General features: G+C 41.5%; 16 protein-coding genes. 5 read left to right on the forward strand and 11 right to left on the reverse strand.

The annotated features are described in order from the left end of the window. Window positions 1–48 precede the first annotated feature (48 nt). From galU to J7I96_RS19675, 4 genes are all read right to left on the reverse strand, one after another. Window positions 49–936 carry a UTP--glucose-1-phosphate uridylyltransferase GalU gene (gene galU / locus J7I96_RS19660; RefSeq protein WP_048690103.1) on the reverse strand — a complete coding sequence of 296 codons (888 nt, stop codon included), beginning with the start codon at window positions 934–936 and terminating at the stop codon, window positions 49–51. 400 nt (window positions 937–1,336) lie between these two features. Further along, the gene (locus J7I96_RS19665; protein WP_214770383.1) at window positions 1,337–1,978 is read right to left on the reverse strand and encodes an NAD(P)-dependent oxidoreductase; all 642 of its coding nucleotides are present in this window, start codon (window positions 1,976–1,978) and stop codon (window positions 1,337–1,339) included. 310 nt (window positions 1,979–2,288) lie between these two features. After that, window positions 2,289–2,699 (reverse strand): disulfide oxidoreductase, encoded by a 411-nt coding sequence (locus J7I96_RS19670; protein ID WP_214770385.1) that lies wholly within the window; start codon window positions 2,697–2,699, stop codon window positions 2,289–2,291. 2 nt (window positions 2,700–2,701) lie between these two features. Then, a complete protein-coding gene (locus J7I96_RS19675) occupies window positions 2,702–3,394 on the reverse strand; it encodes a DsbA family protein (protein ID WP_214770386.1) in 693 nt (230 codons plus the stop codon). Window positions 3,395–3,708: 314 nt separating this feature from the next. Here J7I96_RS19675 and J7I96_RS19680 point away from each other — a divergent pair, with 314 nt between their 5' ends. Beyond that, on the forward strand, window positions 3,709–4,143 hold the full coding sequence (locus J7I96_RS19680) for an Rrf2 family transcriptional regulator (RefSeq protein ID WP_048690112.1): 435 nt from the start codon (window positions 3,709–3,711) through the stop codon (window positions 4,141–4,143). Window positions 4,144–4,189: 46 nt separating this feature from the next. On the opposite strand, the gene J7I96_RS19685 is transcribed toward J7I96_RS19680, so the two are convergent. Continuing rightward, window positions 4,190–7,288 (reverse strand): SH3 domain-containing protein, encoded by a 3,099-nt coding sequence (locus tag J7I96_RS19685; protein WP_214925165.1) that lies wholly within the window; start codon window positions 7,286–7,288, stop codon window positions 4,190–4,192. 585 nt (window positions 7,289–7,873) lie between these two features. On the opposite strand from J7I96_RS19685, the gene J7I96_RS19690 reads away from it, so the two are divergent. The 4 genes from J7I96_RS19690 to J7I96_RS19705 all read left to right on the forward strand — a co-directional run bounded on the left by J7I96_RS19690 (window position 7,874) and on the right by J7I96_RS19705 (window position 9,876). Beyond that, window positions 7,874–8,479 carry a protein kinase family protein gene (locus tag J7I96_RS19690; protein ID WP_214770388.1) on the forward strand — a complete coding sequence of 202 codons (606 nt, stop codon included), beginning with the start codon at window positions 7,874–7,876 and terminating at the stop codon, window positions 8,477–8,479. A gap of 34 nt (window positions 8,480–8,513) precedes the next feature. After that, complete coding sequence (locus J7I96_RS19695) at window positions 8,514–8,957, forward strand: DUF6376 family protein (RefSeq protein ID WP_054399099.1); 444 nt, start codon at window positions 8,514–8,516, stop codon at window positions 8,955–8,957. A gap of 118 nt (window positions 8,958–9,075) precedes the next feature. Continuing rightward, window positions 9,076–9,504, forward strand: coding sequence for an SRPBCC family protein (locus J7I96_RS19700; protein WP_214925303.1), 429 nt, complete (start codon window positions 9,076–9,078; stop codon window positions 9,502–9,504). Next, a complete protein-coding gene (locus tag J7I96_RS19705; protein WP_048686677.1) occupies window positions 9,505–9,876 on the forward strand; it encodes an ArsR/SmtB family transcription factor in 372 nt (123 codons plus the stop codon). A gap of 264 nt (window positions 9,877–10,140) precedes the next feature. Here the strand turns inward: J7I96_RS19705 and J7I96_RS19710 are convergent, their stop codons facing one another. From J7I96_RS19710 to J7I96_RS19735, 6 genes are all read right to left on the reverse strand, one after another. Further along, a complete protein-coding gene (locus J7I96_RS19710; RefSeq protein WP_251025181.1) occupies window positions 10,141–12,990 on the reverse strand; it encodes a YhgE/Pip domain-containing protein in 2,850 nt (949 codons plus the stop codon). 2 nt (window positions 12,991–12,992) lie between these two features. Next, window positions 12,993–13,499 carry an Rrf2 family transcriptional regulator gene (locus tag J7I96_RS19715; protein WP_063574903.1) on the reverse strand — a complete coding sequence of 169 codons (507 nt, stop codon included), beginning with the start codon at window positions 13,497–13,499 and terminating at the stop codon, window positions 12,993–12,995. 172 nt (window positions 13,500–13,671) lie between these two features. Then, window positions 13,672–14,034 (reverse strand): thioredoxin family protein, encoded by a 363-nt coding sequence (locus J7I96_RS19720; RefSeq protein WP_371748549.1) that lies wholly within the window; start codon window positions 14,032–14,034, stop codon window positions 13,672–13,674. A 271-nt stretch (window positions 14,035–14,305) separates the two neighbouring features. Further along, the gene (locus J7I96_RS19725) at window positions 14,306–14,443 is read right to left on the reverse strand and encodes a VOC family protein (protein ID WP_214770396.1); all 138 of its coding nucleotides are present in this window, start codon (window positions 14,441–14,443) and stop codon (window positions 14,306–14,308) included. Between the two features lie 77 nt (window positions 14,444–14,520). Continuing rightward, the gene (gene plsY, locus J7I96_RS19730) at window positions 14,521–15,108 is read right to left on the reverse strand and encodes a glycerol-3-phosphate 1-O-acyltransferase PlsY (RefSeq protein WP_214770398.1); all 588 of its coding nucleotides are present in this window, start codon (window positions 15,106–15,108) and stop codon (window positions 14,521–14,523) included. A gap of 136 nt (window positions 15,109–15,244) precedes the next feature. Beyond that, window positions 15,245–15,931, reverse strand: a complete 687-nt coding sequence (locus tag J7I96_RS19735) for a VOC family protein (protein WP_214770400.1) — start codon at window positions 15,929–15,931, stop codon at window positions 15,245–15,247. Window positions 15,932–16,095: the final 164 nt, after the last annotated feature.

Raw genomic sequence — 16,095 nt, forward strand, 5'->3', positions numbered from 1 at the left:
AATAGTTGGAGATTTTTTCTAAACTAATTACTCTATTAATTTAAAAGATCACTTATCCACTGCCTTGTGCATTTCGAGGATATTTTCCATTACTTTTAAAATGTCGTCTCTTAAATCGGGACGTTGCAGGGCAAATTCAATTGTCGTTTTCACAAAGCCATCGACAACTCCGACATCATAGCGTTTTCCTTCAAAATCGTAAGCGAAGACACTTTGGATTTCATTCAGTTTTTGAATGGCATCCGTTAACTGGATTTCACCGCCAGCCCCCGTTTCCTGCTTGGCCAGGAAATCGAATATTTCCGGAGTCAGTATGTATCTTCCCATGATGGCTAAGTTGGATGGGGCCGTTCCTTGTTTTGGTTTTTCGACGAAACGGTTCACTTCGTATCTCCTGCCCTCTTGCGTAAGCGGGTCGATGATGCCATATCTATGTGTTTCGCTCTCATTCACCGGCTGTACACCAATGATGGACGAACCTGTCGCATCATATTCGTTGATCAATTGACGAAGGGAGGGCACATCGCTTTCTACGATATCATCGCCTAAAAGGACGGCAAATGGCTCATCACCAATAAAGTTACGTGCACACCAAACAGCATGTCCGAGGCCTCTCGGTTCTTTTTGCCTAATGTAATGGATATTAGCCAAATTGGATGGGTATCTCACCTTCTCCAATAAATCGAACTTCCCTTTTTCAATCAGGTTATTCTCCAGTTCGTACGCATTATCAAAATGATCCTCTATCGCTCGTTTATTCTTTCCTGTGACAATGATTATATCTTCAATTCCGGCTTTCACGGCTTCTTCTATAATATATTGTATAGTTGGTTTATCGACTATTGGCAGCATTTCTTTAGGCATAGCCTTCGTTGCGGGCAAGAATCTGGTTCCCAATCCCGCTGCAGGTATAATGGCCTTTTTAACTTTTTTCATTCTTTGTAACTCCTTCATAATAGGATAAATCAACAAAATACCCCAAATTTTTCTGAATCATCCTTTACATAGTAACATAGACTCGTTTTTTGTAAATATATTAACAAAAAAATTCCTTCATTTGTAAACGCAACCAAAATATTTAAGGTCTTTCCCAATTTTTAAGGAAAAGGACTTATTTCTCTTACTTACAGCTCATAGATCTAAAGACTTATCATTTATTGACCATCTCACCTTCTTCAATTTCCGCTCGGCTTCTTCCCTATCGGTTCCCACCGTCAGCTCTTTGATCCTCATTAGCGATGAAAAATACATCAACGGCTTCCTTGGCGAACCTGCGCAGATTCAGAAGTTTCTTTCGTAAAAAAAGACGTCACCCCAGAGGGGAGACGCCACTAAATTATTCAGCTTCGGCAACAACGGTAAAGCGCTGGTTGATATGCTGCGGATTTTCAATTTCATCAAGTACTGCAAGGGCAAAATCGGCATAACTTACATAGCTTTCGCCCTTTGAGTTTACAAGCAGATTGTCTTTACCTAGTTTATATCCGCCTGTTCTATTTCCTTGCGGATCAAAGAAGGCGGAAGGACTGATGAACGTCCATTGTATGTCAGTGGCGTTTTGCAGATCTCCAAGGTTCTTGGATTGATTAAACGCTGTTGCAAAGTATTCTTTAGGAAACTCAGGAGTATCCAGGACACGGATCGTTTTTGCTTCGTCAACAAAAAGGCTTCCAGCTCCGCCAACAACAATCAGTTTCGTTTGTGGAGCGCCTTTCATTGCTTTAATCAAGATTTTTCCTGCGTCTACATGCAGATGTTCTTTCCCCGGAGCAGCGCCAAATGCATTCACTACAACATCGAATTCTTTAATATCTTCTGCTTTCATATCAAATACGTCTTTTTCCAATACGGAAGCTCCTTGAATTTGGACTCTAGCTTCATCCCTGACAATGGCCGTAACTTCATGTCCCCTAGTCAATGCTTCCTTTAAAATCAGACTTCCAGCTTTTCCGCTCGCACCAATAATACCAATTTTCATTTTACATTCCTCCTATATATTGTTTTTGAAATATTAATTGTAACCAAATTACTTACATGTAATAATATAAGTTACAGGTTAACATTTTGTCAAGAGGTGTTTCGGAGATATATTGCAGATTTCACTGATATATCCGCAGTTTCGTCGATATAATCCAAATTTCGTTGATATATCAGGAGTTTCTTTGATATAATCCAGTTTTCGCTAATATATTGCTGTTTTTCGTCGATATAATCCGATTTTCGCTGATATACCCGCAGTTTCGTCGATAAATAAAAACGCACCATTCCTTTTAGAATGGTGCGCTTCATTATATGCTGATTTTCTTTTTCATTAGCAGTGCCATGCAGATTGTGATGAGCGTAAAGGCGATGAAGGACAAAAACGGAATCGTGATGAATCCTAGCCAATTTATATACTCACCTGAGCAGGGGACACCGCTTTGGCACATTTCGAAATGCTGTAGTGCTGGAATTTTTTGCAGACTATAGTGATATCCTGACACCGCCATGCCCAAAATCGATAATGGGAGGATGTATCGATAGATTTTCAGGTCCTGTTCATAAAAGGCCCGTCCCAATAAGATGACGAGCGGGTACATCAGGATCCTTTGGTACCAACAAAAGGTGCAGGGTACATAATGGAGAATCTCACTAAAGTAGAGACTTCCGGCAGTGGCGATGATGGACAGGATCCAAGAAAGTAATAATGGCTTGTTCATCACTATTTCTCCTTCGCTGCATCATCAACCATTTTCACTAAATCATCGATTGTATTTCCTTCAAACTTCTTGCCATTGACAAATAAGGAAGGTGTTCCAGTAACGCCCAATTCGTCGGCCAACTCCATATCCTTGTTCCATTGGTCCTCGGACTTTTTGGCTTTAAAAGAGGTAACGACTTTTTTCACATCTTTGTCATTTGCGATTTCTTTCAATGTTTCTTCTAAGAATTTATCCGTAAAGACATCTTCCTTTTCATATTTCAGGTCAGCTGGCTGCTTATCGAACAAAAGCTCATGAAATTCCCAAAAGGTCTTATTGCCTAATTCCTGATAAACACTTTCCGCGAATTTAGCGGATCTGGTTGAATCGACGTTAATGAACGAATAATTCATGAAATAAAATTGCGCTTTTCCTGTATCAATCAATTCACTTTGTATAGAAGGAAAGAATTGTTTCTCGAATGTCTTACAGACTGGACATTTATAGTCCCCAAATTCCACTATTTGGACAGGAGCCGCTTTTTCTCCCAAATAAGGTTGTGATTTATAATCGATTTCATTAACGGCTGTATCTTCGTCTTTTTTCCCATTTGCTAAAAATATAAAGCCAATAATGATTACAGCGATTAACCCGATGATCCAAAACGTGAATGCAGAAGATTGTTTTTGATTACCCTTTTTTTTATTAGCCATCATATACCTCCATCACTTGTAATTGTGTCATATTCCTTATCCAGCCATGGCGGCCGATTTCAGTTCCCCCTTTCCTGTAACCTTTCACCTGTAACTAATTCATTTACACGTTATAATATAAGTTTCACCATGCTTGTTTGTCAATTACACATACCTTTTATTTTTGCCTTTGCGGCAACGGCGTGACTTGACAAGGAAACGGTTATTGGATAAATATTATTCTTGCAGGCCATTATAACTTGTAACCACTTGAATTACATGTTAAATAATTTATACTATAAAGGAATAGAGATTTTAAAGGAGAGAAAAAAGAGATGTCCATCAGTACCCGCTTTTCCGTAGGAATCCATATATTATCTCTTTTAGAAATAAACAAGGAAGGCGTTAACACTTCCGATTTTATTGCAAAAAGTGTAAACACCAACCCAGCTTTAATCAGAAAAATCACTGGCATGCTGAAGAATGCAGGTTTAGTGAATGTTCGGCCGGGTATCGCCGGAGCGACATTGGCCAAGGAATTGTCGGATATCACTTTGCTCGATGTTTATCACGCTGTCAATGTTGTCTCCGATAAAGAATTATTTGGAATTCATGAAAATCCTAATCCAGCATGCACTGTTGGAAGAAATATACAAGATACAATAGAACCCATCTTTTCCGTTGCTGAACTTGCCTTGGAAAAGGCGTTGGGAGTGGTGACGATCGAGGATGTCGTCAAGGGGATACTGGAAAAGGATAAAACTGAGTAGCCAAAAAAAAAACACATGAGCCGGACTCATGTGTTTTTTTGTTTCCTTATTTATACTTAGGAACCTCAATCGTCAATTTATACGAATCTAATAAACTATATAAATTATAAATCTGTTTCACTTGTTTTGTTGCCCAGCCAATATCAGTCGCATACTGGTGTGATGCATATCCATATTTCTCTGCAGCTGTAGGATTCCATCTCATTTTATAAAGCGTGTCCTGTCCAGCAGAGATATATCCTTTGGCGATGAATTCAGCACCGCCTATGATGGCCGCTTCCGGTGTGAACCAGCCCGCATTATAGGCGTATTGAGCGCCGCTGCTTAGCGCCGTTCCGTCAAACGCCCCGACTCCATACATATTATAGACCGTTTTCCCGTTCACCTTTACGCCAGTCGCTAATGGTGAAGTGCCATTCCCGGTCTCCAGCAAAGCATGTGAAATCAGGTAGATTTCATTGACTCCGTATTTTTCCCCTGCCGCAGTGAACGTTGCTGCTTGGCCTTGTAATATCCCTTTGCCAGAAAGGATTCTATTATTCACTTCTGAAACGTTCATGTTGGTGACTTGGGAAAGCTTGACGAACTGGAATGAATGGACTGGATCATTCACGAAATTATTTGGGTTAAGATTATATTCTATATCTTCCGGGCTGGCATTTACCCATGTCTTGTTATAGTCCACCTCATACCAATAGTATCCGTCAGAGCCCTTTACTTTTGATTTAATAGTCAATGATTGATTATTGCTAACAGGACCGACTGCCCAATAATTAGAACCCGCTCCGCCCCTGATACGCCATCCGGTTCCATTAACGGTACCTTTTGTTGAATTGATCAAAGTTACTCCATCTTCACGTATGTAGGTTTTATACTTTTTATCCGTTTGACCATTAACGGCCATTTGAATTTCAACCATCTTTTCCATCGTAAGATTATATTCCTTATCGATCCTGATTATCGATCCATTCGAACTTCCCGGACCTTCCGGTGCTTTGGCCGTTAAATATTGCGTACTGACATATCCGGTTTTTCCATTGGCTGTGACCCTTGACCAGCCATTAGACTCTGAATACACCGTTACGGCCGTATTATTTACAAGCTTGGCTATAATTGAAGCGGAAGCCGATGCTGCAGACCGCATATTCAGACTCGAGCCATCACTTACATTTACATATTTAACTAATGTGTTTGCTTCTCCATCTGGATTCAGCCCCGGTACAGAACCTGGCTTCGTTGCTGATAGATATTTCGTGCTGACATAACCTTCTCCGCCATACGCTTTAACTTTTGACCAGCCATTTGATTCCGAGATGACTTCTACCTCTACACCCCTTGCCAATTTCACGATGACGGAAGCACTATCCGACGGCTTATTCCGCATATTCAGTGAACCCGAGCTGACGTTTACATATTTGGTTGTCGTTTTTTCAGGTATGGATGGTTTGGAGTCCGTTCCAGGCTTTGTCGTCGAGAGATAGTCAGTACTGACATACCCATCCTGCCCATTTGCCTTGATTTTCGCCCAACCTTTGGATTCCGAATAAACCGTCACTTCCGTTCCTTTTGACAGCTTTGCGACTATGCTTGCGCTTTCCGACCCGCTTTTTCTCATATTGAGCGTTCCAGAGCTTATGTTTACATATTTCGTCGTCGTTTTTTCAGGCGTGACTGCCGTTGAACCCGTTCCTGGTTTTGTTGTCGATAGATATTTGGTACTGACATGGCCGTCTTTTCCATTGGCTTTGATCTTCGCCCAGCCTTTGGATTCCGAATAGACCGTCACTTTCGTTCCTTTTGACAGCTTTGCGACCACGCTCGCGCTTTCCGATCCGCTTTTTCTCATATTGAGCGTTCCAGAGCTCACGTTTACATATTTCGTCGTCGTTTTTTCAGGCGTGACTGCCGTTGAACCCGTTCCTGGCTTTGTAGCAGAAAGATATTTCGTGCTGACATATCCATCCTTTCCATTGGCTTTGACTTTCGCCCAGCCATTGGATTCCGAATACACCGTCACTTTCGTTCCTTTTGAAAGGATGGCTACTATGCTTGCGGTAGCTTTTCCGCTTTTTCGCATATTGAGTGATCCCGCGCTCACGTTTACATATTTCGTCGTCGTTTTTACAGGCGTGGCTGCCGTTGATCCCGATCCCGGCTTAGAAGCAGACAGATATTTGGTGTTGACATATCCATCCTTTCCATTGGCTTTGATTTTCGCCCAGCCATTGGATTCCGAGTACACCGTCACTTTCGTCCCTTTTGAAAGGATGGCAACTATGCTTGCGGTAGCTTTTCCACTTTTTCGCATATTGAGTGATCCCGTGCTCACATTCACATATTTCGTTGTCGTTTTAACCGTTGCCGCTTTGGTCACTGTTCCAGGCTTCGTTGCCGATAGATACTTCGTGCTGACATATCCATCCTTTCCATTGGCTTTGATTTTCGCCCAGCCTTTGGATTCCGAATAGACCGTTACCTGTGTGCCTCTTGTCAGCTTTGCTACTAAGCTGGCACTATCACTCCCGCTTTTTCGCATATTAAGTTGACCTGTGCTCACATTCACATATTTCGTTGTCGTTTTAACGGTCACCGCAGCTTTTTTTACCGCTCCAGGCTTCGTTGCCGATAGATACTTGGTACTGACATATCCTTCTTTTCCATTGGCCTTGACCTTCGCCCAGCCTTTGGATTCAGAATACACCGTCACCTGTGTACCCCTTGTCAGCTTTGCGACTATGCTGGCACTATCACTCCCGCTTTTTCGCATATTAAGTGAACCTGTGCTCACATTCACATATTTTGTTGTCGTTTTTATGGTTACTGCAGTTTTCGTTAAAGTCCCTGCCTTCGTTGCAGATAGATACTTGGCACTGACATATCCCTCTTTTCCATTGGCTTTGATCTTTGCCCAGCCTTTGGATTCAGAATACACCGTCACCTGTGTGCCATTTGCGAGCTTTGCGACTATGCTGGCACCTTCCGCCCCGGTTTTTCTCATATTGAGCGATCCGGAATTCACCTGCACAAACATAACGTCTTCAATATTGGCCTGTTCGGCATGTAGTGGAGCTGCAGATATTTTTTCTTCGAAAGCAACTGTAGACAACACTGCAAAACAGAAAGTTGGTATAATTAATTTCTTCATCTCATTCTCCCTACTAAAGAATTATATTTTTAACATTTATTTAAATATCGGTTAAGATTAGTACGATAATATAGGCTAATATACTCATTCATCTAAAATATAACATATTCCTTTAGATCTATAGGGAGGTAAAAAGTGATTGTAACATAATAGTAAACTAATAGACATTTAAGTAATTATATAGAAATATTTGCAACGAAGCTTATGCGTCAAGCAAATGATGGCAATTAAGTATATTGATATAATTACTTGTCGCTCAAATTAATGCTAATGAGACGAGCATCTTTCTGCCTAAATCGAATATATATAAAGGGTAGGCACACGATCCTTATATTTGACGGATCGAGGCAATAACCTATATAATTACTGTATATAATTTATAAGAATCCTTCTGTTAAGGGGAGTAGCTATACAATAAAGTCGTCAGTACAGGATTGAATCCTCGGCTTTATTGGCAACTGATTTAGTTGTTTGCAAGACCTTGCCGATTATTTGGTGAGGTCTTTTAATTTAAAGACGGTATGACCAATAATCGGTTATACCGTCTTTTTTGATTCGAAAAATTGCACAATAGAGGTGAAAAGTATGCAGAACTATAATGAATTAGCTCAAAGCGTTAAGATTTCCGATGATAAAAAGCATGTATTGCTCGATGCCGACCCATCTTTATCACTGATCGGAAAAGGCCGAAGCGCATATGTTTTCCGAATACATTCCACCAATAAGGCACTAAAAGTGTTTTTCCCGGATCATACTCACACAGCTAAAGTTGAAGCTGAAATATACAAAACCGTCCAATCCATCGAATACTATCCAACCCTATATGATGCGGGGATAAATTACCTGGTTATAGATCACATTGAAGGCAACACTCTTTTTGAATGTTTAACATTGGGAATCCCGATTACGGAAGAAAACATTGCGGAGATTGACCATGCGTTGCAATTGGCAAGGAAAGAGGGATTGAACCCTTCGGATATCCACTTACGAAACATCTTCATCACTTCTGAAAAAAAGGTGAAGATCATCGACGTTGCAAGGTTTAAACAGGTGAAATCCTGTAATCAGTGGCACGACTTGAAAAGTGCTTTTCACCTTTTCTATTCGAAGTCGTTTTTTCCGAAGAAGATTCCCAGCTTCATACTCAATTCCATTGCTGCAATTTATAAAAAAAGATTTCTGCCCATCTGATCCTTACTATAAAAAAATCACATTGGAGGCACATATGAAAAAAATAATGACCATTGCTCTGCTGTCCATCCTTACATTAAGCGGATGTTCAGCATTAGAAGAAGTCAATTCATCATTGGAGTATGCAGATGATGCGACGGAGTATGTAAATACCGTTCAGGATTTTGCCAATGAGGTTCCCGCCATGTCACAGGACGCCATCACGAATGCCGAAACAAGAGCAAATCTTGAAAAAGAACTGGAATTGATGAAAACGGAGATTGAAGAATTCAATGCAACTGAACCACCCCAAATCGCTGAAGGCATCCATGAGAAGATCGTCAGCTCAAATCAGCAGCTTTCAGATGGAATTGAATTATATCTGAATAATATTGAAAAGGGCCAAATTGATCCTAAGGCATTGGAAGATTCAGAGATAATGAAATCAATCGATAATATAACGGGATTGGCAAAACAAATCGAAGAGTTGGGAAATTAAGCCTCCTGCAATGAATAAAAAGGAATCGCTTGAAACAAATTATTGACATGAAACCAAAAGGTTTTATATAATCAACAAAGCAAAACCAATTGGTTTCATATTTTCACTTAAAAGGAGAATCAGTATGGAAAATACATTACAGGATATCAAGAAGATGGTTATTCTTGAAGCACCTATCCAAAAAGTCTGGGATACAGTTTCCACTGCAGAGGGTATAGCTTCATGGTTCATGCCAAATGATTTTCAACCGAAAGTGGGACATGAGTTCCATGTGCAATCACCCTTCGGCCCATCTCCTTGTAAGGTAACGGAGTTAGATGCTCCTCATCGCCTTTCATTCAGTTGGGATACGGACGGTTGGTTCATTTCCTTCCTTTTAAAAGAAGTGGATGGCAAAACGGAGTTCACCCTTATTCATGGCGGCTGGAAAGAGCCGGATACGATTCTTCCGAAACCGAACGAAAAAAGCTCAGTGATTCGCGATAGAATGAATCATGGCTGGGAACAGATCGTTAATCAAGGTCTTAAAAAGGCTGTTGAGGGCTAAGTGTCTGCATCAGAAAAACATGATGTATTTCAGGCTATCGCCGACCCAACCCGCCGAAAGGTCCTGCAATTGCTTGCTGAAGGGGATTTACCCATTTCAGAAATCACTTCTCACTTTTCCATGAGCCGTACGGCGATTGCCAAGCATCTTCATATCCTTTCTGAAGCTGAATTGGTCAGTGGCCGCAAGGTAGGAAGAGAGAAACGCTTTCGGCTTCAGCCGGAACCTTTAGCGGAATTAAAACAGTGGCTTTCTTTTTACGATCAATTCTGGGATAACAAATTATCCATCCTTAAACATGTGATTGAAAATTCAGGGGAAAATGGATTGAAAGTCATCGAAAAAGAAAAGGACACGAATGAACCATCATAATGAAAAGCTCTTTTCATAAAGATTGTTGTTTTTAAAACGAAACGATTTAAGGTTGATTGGAGCGGAAGTGCGAGACTCCTGCGGGAGCAGCGGGGCAGGTGAGACCCCACAGGCGTTCCCGCCGAGGAGGCTCACCGCCCGCCCCGCGGAAAGCGAGCATTGGAGGGGAAATCAACCACACGGCATTACTTGGTGAATTGCAACAAAGTATACGAAAACAGCCTAATGAAAAAACCCCCGGCGCATTGCACCGGGGGTTTTTGTTTATGCATTCATCTCAATATTATGTGCTTTTCGCTTCTTGATGACCATCGTTAGCAATAGCAGAAGATTAAAGACAATGATGCATCCAGTAAGGAACACTATACTTGCTGTCAATGCATCCGCCCCAAGGCTCGTACTCATCGCCTGGCGGAAGCCCATGACAGAGTATGTCATCGGAATGAACGGGTGAACATGACTGAAGAAGTTATTTGTCAGTTCCACAGGGAACATTCCTCCGCTTGCACCTAGCTGTAATACAAGGAATATCATTGCCAATAAACGACCTGGATTTCCAAATCCTACGGTCAAGAAGGTAACGATGAACATGAACGTTAGGGAAGTCAGTATGGAAACCCCAATGAATTGCCCCATGTTCTCGACCTGTAAGTCCATTCCCCAAATCATGATTGCATCCAACACTAATGCAGAAAGGGTCGCTTGGATGAATAGGACCGTAAATTTACTGAACCACCATGCCACTCCTGATGTAGGCCTAGTAGAAGGCAAGCCTGTCGGGAATCCCATATTGAAGGCAATGGCTCCAACAAATAACCCTAGAGACAAGACATAAGGAGCCAGTGCATGACCATAATTCGGCACGTCACTGCTTTTTTGTTCTTTGACCTGTGTCGGTTCAGCAATCATGCTGTAATTATCATCAGTTGTTTTATTTTCACTAATTTCTTTTGCACCATCACTGAGTTTTTCCGAAAGCTCGACCGTTCCATCTTGAAGTGAGGAGATTCCCTCACCCAATTTACCGGAACCTTCAGCAAGGGCTGATGAACCTTCATTGATCTTACCCGCGCCATCAGCAAGCTGGATGACCCCATTGCTCAAAGTAGGCAGATTGCCTGCCAATTGTTCAGTTCCTTTAACAAGTGCTGATGAGCCCTCGTTCAAGGCCGATGAGTTGGCATCCAGTTGATTGGCCCCATTAGCCAGTTTGCTTGCCCCTTCGCCAACTTGGCTAACACCAAATGCGTACTTCTCAAGACCACTCCCAAAGGAGGATGAACCTGCTTGCAGTTGTGAAACTCCATCAACCAATTGACCAGATCCCTCAGTTAGTTTTGAAAGACCATTATTCAACGAGGAACCGCCTTGTGCTAACTGGTTGATCCCCTTCACTAATTCCGGTGTCCGTTCATTTAAACTTTGCGTTGCCGCCGTTAATTGATTGCTGCCTTCTACAGCTTCATTCAAGCCGCCATTTAATTGGGTTGCACCAGGAATCAATTGTTCTTCCAGTGCGTTCCTTATTGACGTATATCCGTTTAACGCTGAAACGGCGTTTGGATTGACTTTATTCACCGCATTATTTAAATGGGCCACTTGTTCCGGAAGCTGCCCTAATCCATTCAATACAGGCATTACCTTATCCGTTAATTGCGTTGATAAGTCTGATACACTTGCAGCAAGAGCCGATGCGATCCGTTTTTGTGCCTCCGCCTGGCTTTGAAGTTCATTTTGAATGGCTCCGATTACTTCTGATTGCTGTTCACTGGTCATGCTTTTGAAGGCTTCCGTGTTTTGAACGGCATTGATCGTGCTCTGACCATTATTCGCAATCGCTGATTGAAGTTCCGTTAACGCCGCTTGACTGTTATTGAGGTCTTCGGTAATGCCGGATACGGTACCGGACGCGCTGCTTCCTGCTGGAACCGCTTCTTGCAATTGATTTACACCGCTTTGAATGCTTGTCAGTCCTTGCTTAAGCTGATCCAGCTGTTCTTCTCCGGGCAATTGACCATCCATTTTTTTCAGGCCGTCATTTAGTGCCTGGCTTCCTCCTGCCAGTTTATTGATTCCATCATTTAAACTCTGCTGACCTGCTGCCAATTTTGGAATTCCTGTCGATTCATCCGTCAGCTGGCTTGCATTTTGTGATAATTGATTCAACCCATCATTCAAATTCGCACTGCCTGTTTGCGCTTGTGCCAATCCAGTATTCAAAGTTTGCGCTCCTGGAACCACTTTGGCCAGCCCAGTGGAAAGCTGGGAAGAACCTTGTATAAGTGCTTCACTATTATTAGTTAATTCCCCTGTGCCTGATGCGAGTTCGTTCGCACCCTTTTGCAACTGACCGACACCGGAGGTATATTGTGAAATACCCTTATTCAATTCCGACGCGCCACTTTCAAGCTTGTTGGCTCCTTCCAAAAACTCGCCAACGCCCACTTGGAGTTTATTCGCTCCATCTTTGAAAGTTAATGTGCTCGAAGCTAACTTATTCAGATTTTCCGTCACTTCTTTGTTTCCATCATGCAGTTTTTTTGCACCGTCATCCAGCTTTGATGCCCCATCTGCCGCATCGCCGAATCCTTCTCCGATTTCATCCAGTTGGGAGAAGATCGCTTCCGCATATTCTTTTGTGACACTTTCGGCAATTTCCGTTTTCAAATTATTGGTTGCCTGTTTCCCGACCGTTTCAGAAACGAAACTGCGTCCAGGATTCACATCATACGTCAGATTCATTTTTTTAGGCTCATCATCCATGACGGTAGAAGCATTTTTTGAAAAGTCCTCCGGAATGGTGACGACCATATAATATGTACCATCATCAAACCCTTTTTTCGCCGCTTTTTCCGTTACGAAATGCCATTCTAAATCATCATTGTCCTTTAATTGCTCGACTAGCTCATTACCGACTGTTAAGGTTTTCCCCTCATATTCCGCCTTTACATCCTTATTCACGACTGCAACAGGCAATTTGCCTGTATTTCCGTATGGATTCCAAGCGGAACTAAGGAATAACCCCCCATAAATAATCGGGACGAACAGTAAAACGATTGCGACACCGACCAATTTTCGATTCGTAAGGAAAAGCTTCCATTCTTGTTTAAGCATATTCACTTCTTTTCACCTTTCTTTTCACGCAGTACATCACTCAATGACGCGGTATTCCAATTAAGGGTCGGTATGTCCGTGGTGCCAAAGCTTTCTTTAAGCAAATCCGCCACTGTTTGGCTGGAAAAGAACTCTATTAAAAGTTGATCCGCCCGAGAAAACATCCGACGAAGGACGTCCATTCCCTTCTCTGCATACTCTCCATCTTTAAACGCTTTTTCTATAAGTCCTGTATCCGGAAACATCGAAATGGGACCTTCCATCGCCTCAATAATTTCAAGGTTTTTAATCTTATCTACACTTTTGGCAAGAGTAAGGCCGCCGTTATTACCTGGAACGGAAGTGATTAACTGCTTTACGACCAATTTCCTTATGATTTTTTTCAAATACGAAGGAGACACCTCTAATCGCCTGCTGATCTCATTTGACGAAAGCGGGACATTTTTATCCTGGGTGGAGAGTATAACGATGATGCATATAGCTTGCTCGACCCCTTTTGTTAATTGCAAATCATTTCACCTCTTTCAGTATGTATGTAGATATCACATATCCATAATGGATGTTCGGTATCTATAATTAAAACCCGTTTCACCTTAGAAATCAAGTCATTTCCAGAAAAATTTTTAAAAAAAAATAAACCCCTCATTACAGCACAATAAGGGGTTCACATTTTCAGGTCTTTTATAGGTCTTTTAGAAATTCATTGACCGCTTCTGGAGTTTTAGCATTCGCACTGTGCAGGTGCGCAACCTTTTCCCCATTTTTAAATACTAATAGTGATGGAATTCCCATTACCGTTTGCTCTTCGGAAATCTCAGGGAACTCGTCACGATCGATTGTAAACCACTGTTTGTCTTGATGTTCTTGAGTGATCTCATCGATGAACATGTCTAAACGTTTGCAGTCCGGGCACCATGTAGTCGTAAAAATCCCGACCGTCAGTCCCTCTTGGTTGATTTGTTCACGATATTCTTGTTCTGTATTGATATTTTTCATGATTGTCTCCTCCGGGCTTTTCTTATCATCATACTTTAATCCATGAATTAATGTACTCAAGGATTAATATATAATTAATTCCTTCACAGCACAAACGGTTTATCCTAAAAGCATCTAACTCTTGCCCGGATATGACGCCTTGTTTTCTTTGTGTCCAAATCTCTCGTTAATGAAAGAAGAAACCCTCGAAATGAATTCACTACTTTCATCAATGAAAAGATAGAAAATGATCAATTCACTGTCAGGAATCTTTTCGGTGATGTGGTGATCAGAAGAAGGGCAATAAAAAGGCCACTATCCAGTGGCCTTTTCATTTCATTCACATTGGGAGAGTAAGCTGCCAGGAAACACCAAACTTATCAGATACCCAGCCGAACTTCTTACTAAACAATGCTATCGAGGCAATGATCCCAAAAACGATCACTCCCACCGCTATCAATAAACTTCTTTTTTTCATGGCTTTGCTCCTTAGGTTATGGTGCAATATTCACTATATTGAGAGAACCATAACATCTGCATGTAATTCATTTCCTGCTATTTATAGGTCCTGCCTACTTTTGCTTCCGTTCCCTTACAGATTCTCTTTATATTTTCCCGATGCAAAATGATGACGAATAAACAAATAAATGATGAGAGTGCAATGATAAGCCTGCCTTCAAAAAATAAGCTGTATATCAATATGGAAATGCTCCCCAGCATCGAACTGAGAGATACATATTTTGAAGATAGCAAACTAATGAGAAATACCATGCAAGCAATGAATGTACCTAATGGGGTTAAAAATAAAAACACTCCCGCCGATGTTGCCACAGCCTTTCCCCCTTTAAATCCCGCGAAAACAGGAAAGGCGTGGCCAATTATTGCAAGTAAGCCGCATAGTGCAGGGGAAACGTTCGAATGCAGCGCCATCGGGAGTACGCAGACTATGATACCTTTCAATAAATCAGCAAATGCTACAATCGTCCCTGCTGTCTTGCCCAAAATCCTAAAACTATTAGTTGCACCAAGATTTCCACTCCCATATCCGCGGATATCGGTACTGTAAAATAATTTCCCGATGACCAAAGCAAATGGGATGGAACCTATTAAGTAACTTAATAGGATAATTATCATGTTCAGCATAAATTACCTTCTTCTTGTTATTATTGGAGATTATTCTTTATTCATTCTTTTACAATCCCGATGACAAAACCATCATAGGAAATACATCAATGACAGGCAGCCCGCTCCTGCTTTATTGCCAATATATAAATCTACATCATTCCATCTTTTTCAATTCCATACATCCTTCGCCATCCAATGAAATATATAGATGCTGATTTATGACTAGCGAAAGCGGATAGGTTTCCGACTCTTTATCCGAGAAAATCCAACGCCGTTTCCTTGGACCTAGAAGTAAAAACGAACCTGCTTCATGTTCACCCATGAAATTCAATCCATCTTCTCTTATCGCTTCACCATTCCTAACAGGTACACCATTGCTGATCAACCGATTCCCCAAGGCCCTGACTTCATCTGTCGTAATGTTTATTTCACTGATGCACAGGACGTTTTGAGCTGAAAAAGACTCAGCCGCGGATTCGGTCGATACGGAATATCTAGATATGAACTCGACAATGTTGCCTGAAGGGTCTAAAAAATAAAAAGACTTTGCGTCTAAAAAGCTGAAATAAACCTCGTCATCATCCTCTTCCCTGGTCAATTCCACTTTTGATTTCGCCCATGCTTTTGCCGAAATAAATAAATTGGTCGGAATGTTCATGGCAAAATGGTAAAAAGGCTTTTCTTTGTGATGATATTTTTTGATTTCAAGCACACTTTCCCCTGCCTTAATTTCAAAAGCACCATCCGTTTGCGATAGTAGCTCAAACCCTAACACATCAATATAAAAATTCCGCATTTCATTCCAGGCATGACTATACAAAGTGACCTTATTGATAATCAACTTCCAGTCCCCTTTCCACTTAACAAATATTGTAAATAAATACTGCGTTTGTGCAAAGATTCCGTGCTTTTCAAAACCTATATACTTCTACTCACTCTGCCCTACAAATCACTCAAAAAGGACCGCCAAATTCGGTGGTCCCTCGCTTCAGCCTTATTGAAAGG

Source organism: Bacillus sp. ISL-78 (assembly GCF_018613455.1).
GTDB classification, from domain to species: Bacteria; Bacillota; Bacilli; order Bacillales; family DSM-1321; genus Peribacillus; species Peribacillus frigoritolerans.